The organism is Fictibacillus sp. FJAT-27399 (assembly GCF_001510655.1).
In the GTDB taxonomy this organism is placed as follows: Bacteria; Bacillota; Bacilli; order Bacillales; family Fictibacillaceae; genus Fictibacillus_C; species Fictibacillus_C marinisediminis.
Window position 1 is genome coordinate 1 of the sequence record NZ_LMVC01000012.1, and the last position, 1,371, is coordinate 1,371.

The 1,371-nt window shown below is 42.3% G+C and carries 1 protein-coding gene; it reads right to left on the minus strand.

What is annotated here, in order from left to right; all coding sequences use genetic code 11:
• Window positions 1-125: 125 nt before the first annotated feature.
• Window positions 126-1,271, minus strand: coding sequence for an IS256 family transposase (locus AR335_RS22725; protein ID WP_234293388.1), 1,146 nt, complete (start codon window positions 1,269-1,271; stop codon window positions 126-128).
• Window positions 1,272-1,371 lie beyond the last annotated feature (100 nt).

The window sequence follows — 1,371 nt, forward strand, 5'->3', positions numbered from 1 at the left end:
GGTTGTGTCAAATAGTCTGTGTATGCCAATTATAAGTAGAGGCTCTCGTTTGTCCGTTTTATTTAATTTTGGGGGAGAGTGGTTGGAGGGCTAGCCCTCCAACCACTCTTTTCTTTTAACAGAGCTCATGAAATGGGATCATAACGGTTATAAAACATAGTGTATATCTCTTCACTTGCCAGATGGAAACCGGAGGTCGTCTTAGAAGTCCAAGCTTCGTTATAGTTCTTAGAGACCAGGAATACAATCTTCTCTACAGCTTCGATGGAGGGAAGGCTATTCATGGTTTTTAATCTTTTTCTTATCTCTTTAATCGTGCGCTCAATCATGTTTGTGGTATACAGGAAAGGTCTTATTTCCTTTGGATACTTTAAGAATGTCAGTAGAAGAGGCAGTTCATTTTCCCACGCCTGAATCTCGCGCTTGTATTTTTTACCCCATTTCTCCTTGACGATTTTAAAGGCCTGTTCAGCCTCGTTTAAACCGTGCGCTCTATACACTGTTTTTAAGTCAGCAGCGACTTCTTTTTGATCCTTTTTTCGAACAAAGGAGAGGGTCCTGCGGACTTTATGTACGACACAACGTTGTACATCGCCCTTAGGATAAACGGTTTTAAACGCTTCTTCCAATCCAGATAGTCCATCAAAGATCCCTAATAGAACTCGTTGAACACCACGTTGATAGAGCTCTTCGAGTATGCTTCTCCATCCATTGGCCGACTCACGTCCGCCCACAAAGAACCCTAAAATCTCACGCTTCCCTTCTAAAGTAATCCCCAGCACAATGTAGATCGCTTCTTTCTCAACCGTATCCCGGCGCACACTGAAATAAAGCCCGTCCAGATATAAAGCCAAATAATCACCTTTTAAGGGACGATTTTGCCAAGCCACGATGTCTTCCCGAACTTTTTCAGTAATGTTTGAAACAGTAGCTGCAGAGTAGGCGTTCCCTTCTAACATCTTTTCTACAAACTTTCCGACTTGACGTGTACTCACCCCGCTTTGGTAGAGGGTTAGAATGGCTTCTTCCAGCCAACCATCTCGACGTTGATAGGGATCAAAGAGGGCCGTTTGAAAGTCGCCATTTCGATCGCGTGGAACCGTCAAGTCATCCATTCTTCCGTACCTCGTATCAAGGATGCGCTGGTAATAACCGTTTCGGGAATTCTGGCCTTCTTCTTGTTCATTTTGAAGAAAGTTCTGGATCTCTTCTCTCATGATCATTTCAAGCTTTTCCTGAACAAATTTCTTTACCATTTCCTCAATTTGCATTCCTAAATCTAATTGGTTTATAGTAGAATTATTCAAAAGACAAAGTCTCCTCTCATGGTTCTGGACAAACCCGAGAGTACTTTGTCTTTTTTTATTTGTC

Excerpts from the sequence above, each read along its gene's own strand:
- AR335_RS22725 (WP_234293388.1), bottom strand. The coding sequence starts at position 1,271 with ATGCAAATTGAGGAAATGGTAAAGAAATTTGTTCAGGAAAAGCTTGAA.